Genomic DNA, 5,219 nt, shown 5'->3' on the forward strand with positions numbered 1-5,219 from the left:
GCGCTGAGCGGCTCAGGCGCAGAAGGCCGTCTCGGCCGCCTTGCCGAGGTCCGCGCGGAACTTCTCGCCGCTCTCCAGCCCGGACGCGTTGTAGGTGATGACGGCCTGGCGGCGTCCGTCCGCGCTCGTGTACGTCCAGGTGCGGTACCCGGGGAAGCCGCCGTCGTGGCCCCACGCGTACCCGCAGGAGAACGCGATCCGCGCGACGCCGAGGCCGTAGTCCTCCACGACGCCCTCGTCGTTCACCGGCCGGACGGTCCCCAGCTCCCGCATCTGCCGCGCGGGCAGCAGCCGGCCCGTGAACAGGGCCCGGTGGAACGTCGCGACGTCGTCCACGGTGGACACGATGCCGCCGGACGTCCTGGCGCTGGACGGGCTGATCAGCGTGCTGACGTCCCCGTGCTGGAGGTGGTAGCCGTGCACGTACGGGCCGGGGAACGCCGGGGACGTGGCCGGGTACGACGTGTGCCGCAGCCGCAGCGGCCCGAAGAGACGGCGCTGGAACTCCTCGCCCGCCGTCCGCCCGCCGCCTCCCGCACCTTCCGGTCGGGCCCCGGCCCGCCATGAGCCGGTCGCCCGGCGGCGCTCGCGGTGGACGCACCGGCGGCGACGGTCGTGACCAGGGCCGTCGCGGCGATGACGGCGGCGGACGCGGCGCGCATGCGGAACATGAGGATCCTCCTCGAATCGATCGTTCGCTGACGTGATCAACTCTTCCGGCAGGCCGCATCGGCGGCATTGGGCCCAAGACCCGGACCAGGGGTGGAGCTGAGGCCACCCCGCGACATCAGCGGGGCGGCAAGGGGAGACTCAGGCGGAAGCGGGCGCCGTGGCCGAGCGATGTCTCCAGCTCGACGTCGCCCCCGTGGGCCTGGGCGAGGGAGCGCGCGATGGCCAGGCCGAGACCCGCGTTGGCTCCTCCGGACCGGTCCCGGGAGCGGTCCACGCGGTAGAAGCGGTCGAAGACGCGGTCCGCCTGCTCCGCGGTCATGCCGGGCCCCTCGTCGGCGACGTCGAGGACCGCGCGGTCTCCCGTCGTCCCGACGCCGATCCGGACGGGTGTGCCCGCCGGGGTGTGGGCGGCGGCGTTGCCCACGAGGTTGGTGACGACCTGGCGCAGGCGCGCCTCGTCGCCGTGCACGGGCGCCGCGCCGGGCGGGCCGCCGTCCGGTCCGGTGAGGGTCACCGGGCGGGTCGGGTCGAGTGCCCCGAGGTCGTGGCGGGCGTCGTTGGCGAGGGTGCGCAGGTCCATCGGGGCCGGGTCGAGCTGCGCCTCGGGCGCCTGGTCGAGCTGGGCCAGGAGCAGCAGGTCCTCCGTGAGCGCGGTGAGACGGGTGGCCTCGCGGTGGATGCGGCGCATGGTCTCGTCCACGTCGGCGGGGCCGGTCAGCGCGCCCATCCGGTACAGGTCCGCCGAGCCCTTGATGCCGAAGAGCGGCGTGCGGAGCTCGTGGCTGACGTCCGAGACGAAGTTCCGCATGCGCGTCTCGGACGCCGCCCGGTCGGCGAAGGCCCGTTCGAGCTGGCCGAGCATCACGTTGAGCGACCGGGCGAGGCGCCCGATCTCGGTGGCGGACGGGGCCGGCTCGGGCACCCGCCGGGTGAGGTCGCCGTCCGCGATGGCCGCCGCGGTGTGCTCGATCCGCCGCAGCGGCCGCAGCCCGCCCCTGAGCGCGAACCAGCCGACGACCGTCAGCAGGACCAGCAGCGCACCGCTGCTCAGCACGCCGTTGACCGTGAGGCTGTCGATGGTGGCGTCGACGTCGTCGAGGGACGCGGCGGCGATCACCGTCCGGCCGTCGTCGCGCATGCCGGCGGCACGCCAGCGCCGCGCGCCGCCGTCCGCCTCCAGGGTGACCGCGGCGCCGTCCGCGGGGACCCAGCGGAGTTCGGACCTGGCCGGCGAGGAAGCAGGCGAGGGCGGTGACCTGCCCGGCGACCAGCGCGATCAGCGAGAAGACCAGCGTCTTGGCCGCCAGCAGCCGCCCGCGCCGCGGCATCGCCGCCAGCGTCGTGTGGATCATGCCGGTGGCGTACTCGGACGTGACGGTGAGGATGCCGAGCACGCTGATGACGAGCTGGCCCATGAAGAAGCTGGTGAGCGATATCCCGGTCGGATCCCATGTCCGCCGCTCCTCCGCGGTCAGGGCGCTGTGGTTCGCGTCGTCGCCGCTGCAGACGAGCAGGGTGATGGTGACGCTGGCGACCAGCATGGTCAGCAGCGTCCACCAGACGGAGCGCAGGCTGCGGAACTTCGTCCACTCGGAACGGAGCAGGTCGGTGAACCGCACGCGCGCCGGGTGGGCGCCGGAGGGCGGCCGCTCCGCGGTGTCCGGAGCCTCCTGGACGGTCTGCGCTCTCATGCCGGTACCCCTTCGTACTCGACGCTGTCCCGGGTCAGCTCCATGAAGACGTCCTCCAGCGAGGGCGCCTGCGGGGTCAGCTCGAAGAGCGTGACGCCGTGGAAGGACGCGAGCCGGCCGATCTCCATGGCGTCCATGCCGGAGACGACGAGCGCCCGCTCCGGGCCGAGCCGCACCGTGCCGCCGGCGGCGGTGAGGCGGCGCGCCAGCTCGTCGCCCTCCTCGGCCCGGACGAGGACGGTGCCCTCCCCTTTCGTGCGCGTGAACTCGCTCATGCTCATGTCGGCGATGAGCCTGCCCCGGCCGATGACGACCAGGTGATCGGCGGTGAGCGCCATCTCGCTCATCAGGTGGCTGGAGCACAGCACCGAGCGCCCCTCGGCGGCCAGGCCGCGCATGAAGTCCCGGATCCAGCGGATGCCCTCCGGGTCCAGCCCGTTCACCGGCTCGTCGAAGATCAGCACGCGCGGGTCGCCGAGCAGCGCGGACGCGATGCCGAGCCGCTGCCGCATGCCGAGCGAGAAGCCCCCGGCCCGTTTGCGGGCCGCCTTCTCCAGGCCGACCGTCGCCAGCACCTCGTCCACGCGGGTGCGGGGGAGGCCGTTGCTCAGCGCGATGGCGAGCAGGTGGTCCCGGGCGCGGCGGCCGGGATGCATGGCCCCGGCGTCCAGCAGCGCGCCCACCTCGGTGAGGGGGACGGGCAGCCGCGCGTACTCCTCACCGCCCACGCGCACCGAACCGCGCGTGGGCGTGGTCAGGCCGAGAATCATGCGCATCGTCGTGGATTTTCCGGCGCCGTTCGGGCCCAGGAAGCCGGTCACCTGCCCCGGCTCCACGGTGAACGACAGGTCGTCCACCACCGTGTCGGGCCCGTACCGCTTGGTCAGGCCGCGTACTTCGATCATCGCCATGGCGGCCAGCCTCGCCGCCCGGGATGGGCGGCTTCTGGATGCTTCTGGGAGTCTTCTGTGAATCTGATGCGTCCCGCCTGGCGATCGGCCCCGCCGGCATCGGCGGCGCACAGAAATCTCTGAGTCGCGCGCTCCCGGATTGTCACCCGGGTGATAAACGCGTTCCCAAATCGTTGCTCCGCGTGCATGGTGCGCGACGGAACGGAGGGTCCACACTCGGGGGCTTCGTGATCTCCGTGACGAAGGTGGTGTGCGGTGTCCGGTGACGCCTACGACTTCGACGTGATCGTGGTGGGCTCGGGGTTCGGCGGCAGCGTGACGGCGCTGCGGCTGGCCGAGAAGGGGTACCGGGTCGCCGTGCTGGAGGCCGCCCGCCGCTTCGACGAGCGGACACTTCCGAAGACGTCCTGGAGACTCCGGAAATACGTCTGGGCGCCGCGACTCGGGATGCGCGGCATCCAGCGCGTCCACCTGGTCGGCGGCAAGGCGGGCGTGCTGGTGCTGGCCGGCGCGGGCGTCGGCGGCGGCTCGCTGGTGTACGCGAACACGCTGTACGAGCCGCCGCGCCCGTTCTTCACCGACCGCCAGTGGGGCCACATCACCGACTGGCAGGACGAGCTGAAGCCGTACTACGACCAGGCCCGCCGGATGCTCGGCGTCACGGTCAACCCGCTGGTCACGCCCGCCGACGAGGCGATGAAGCGCGTCGCCGACCGGATGGGCGCCGGCGACACCTACCACGCGACCCCGGTCGGCGTGTTCTTCGGCGAGCGGGGCGGCGAGGACGCCGAGGACCCCTACTTCGGCGGCGCCGGCCCGCGCCGCACCACGTGCACCGGCTGCGGCTCCTGCATGATCGGCTGCAAGGTCGGCGCGAAGAACATGCTCACCAAGAACTACCTGCATCTGGCGGAGAGGGCGGGCGCTCAGGTCGTGCCCGACACCACCGTCACCGCCGTCACGCCTCGCGACGGCGGTGGCTACGAGGTCGGCACCGAACGCACCGGGCCGCTCCGGAAACGCCGGAAAGTCCTGACGGCCGAGCACGTCGTCCTCGCCGCCGGAACGTACGGGACGCAGCGCCTCCTGCACCGCATGCGCGCCGCCGGACGGCTCCCGCGCCTGTCGTCCCGCCTCGGCGAACTCACCCGCACCAACTCCGAGGCGCTCCTCGGCGTCGAGCGCATGACCGTCTGGCATCGCAAGAAGGACGTCGACCACAGCACCGGCCTCGCCATCACCTCGTCCTTCCACCCGGACGAGAAGACCCACATCGAACCCACCCGGTACGGCGCCGGGAACAACGCGATGGGCGTCATCCGCACCCTGCTGGTCGACGGCGGGGGCCCGCCCCGCTGGCTGAAGTTCCTCGGCCAGGCCGCCCGGCACCCGACCGTCATCCTGCGCGGCCTGTCCCTCAAGGACTGGGCGAAGCGCACCGTCATCGCCCTCGTCATGCAGACCGCCGACAACTCCATCACCGTCGGCGAGAAGCGCGGACGGCTCGGGCGCCGGAGACTCGTCGCCAGGCAGGGCGCCGGCGAACCCAACCCGACCTGGATTCCGGTCGCGCACGACGCCGTCCGGATGCTCGCCGAAGAACTCGACGCGACCCCCGGCGGTACGTGGTTCGACCTGTTCAACATTCCGACAACCGCACATTTCATCGGTGGCTGTGTCATCGGGGAGACCCCGGACACGGGAGTGATCGACCCGTACCACCGCGTCCACGGGCACCCGGGCCTGCACATCGTGGACGGGTCTGCGGTGACGGCGAACCTGGGCGTCAACCCGTCCCTCACCATCACGGCCATGGCCGAACGCGCGATGGCGTTCTGGCCGAACCGGGGCGAGAAGGACACACGTCCGGAGCCGGGCACGCCCTACCAGCGCATAGACCTGTTTCTTATACACATCTCCGAGCCCACGAGACCCTAAGACAACT

4 protein-coding genes and 1 pseudogene are annotated in these 5,219 nt (G+C 72.3%); 1 reads left to right on the top strand and 4 read right to left on the bottom strand.

Annotation, left to right across the window (positions count from 1 at the left end; genetic code table 11):
- Window positions 1-12 precede the first annotated feature (12 nt).
- The 4 genes and pseudogenes from ETD83_RS39015 to ETD83_RS39030 all read right to left on the bottom strand — a co-directional run bounded on the left by ETD83_RS39015 (window position 13) and on the right by ETD83_RS39030 (window position 3,268).
- On the bottom strand, window positions 13-711 hold the full coding sequence (locus ETD83_RS39015) for a serine hydrolase domain-containing protein (protein ID WP_171064693.1): 699 nt from the start codon (window positions 709-711) through the stop codon (window positions 13-15).
- Between the two features lie 76 nt (window positions 712-787).
- Entirely contained in the window at window positions 788-1,810 is a 1,023-nt protein-coding gene (locus tag ETD83_RS39020) for a sensor histidine kinase (RefSeq protein WP_138650219.1), read from the bottom strand.
- Window positions 1,811-1,952: 142 nt separating this feature from the next.
- Window positions 1,953-2,363 (bottom strand): annotated as a pseudogene (locus ETD83_RS46240) (ABC transporter permease); the annotation flags it as partial.
- A complete protein-coding gene (locus ETD83_RS39030; protein WP_138650222.1) occupies window positions 2,360-3,268 on the bottom strand; it encodes an ABC transporter ATP-binding protein in 909 nt (302 codons plus the stop codon). The gene ETD83_RS39030 and the pseudogene ETD83_RS46240, both read right to left, overlap by 4 nt.
- Window positions 3,269-3,529: 261 nt before the next feature.
- On the opposite strand from ETD83_RS39030, the gene ETD83_RS39035 reads away from it, so the two are divergent.
- Window positions 3,530-5,212, top strand: coding sequence for an FAD-dependent oxidoreductase (locus ETD83_RS39035; protein WP_138650220.1), 1,683 nt, complete (start codon window positions 3,530-3,532; stop codon window positions 5,210-5,212).
- Window positions 5,213-5,219: the final 7 nt, after the last annotated feature.

Source organism: Actinomadura soli (assembly GCF_005889715.1).
Lineage (GTDB): Bacteria > Actinomycetota > Actinomycetes > Streptosporangiales > Streptosporangiaceae > Spirillospora > Spirillospora soli.

What these genes read in the sequence shown, in the direction of transcription:
- ETD83_RS39020 (WP_138650219.1), bottom strand. Translation starts at nt 1,810, where the DNA reads ATGCGCGACGACGGCCGGACGGTGATCGCCGCCGCGTCCCTCGACGAC.
- ETD83_RS39030 (WP_138650222.1), bottom strand. Translation starts at nt 3,268, where the DNA reads ATGATCGAAGTACGCGGCCTGACCAAGCGGTACGGGCCCGACACGGTG.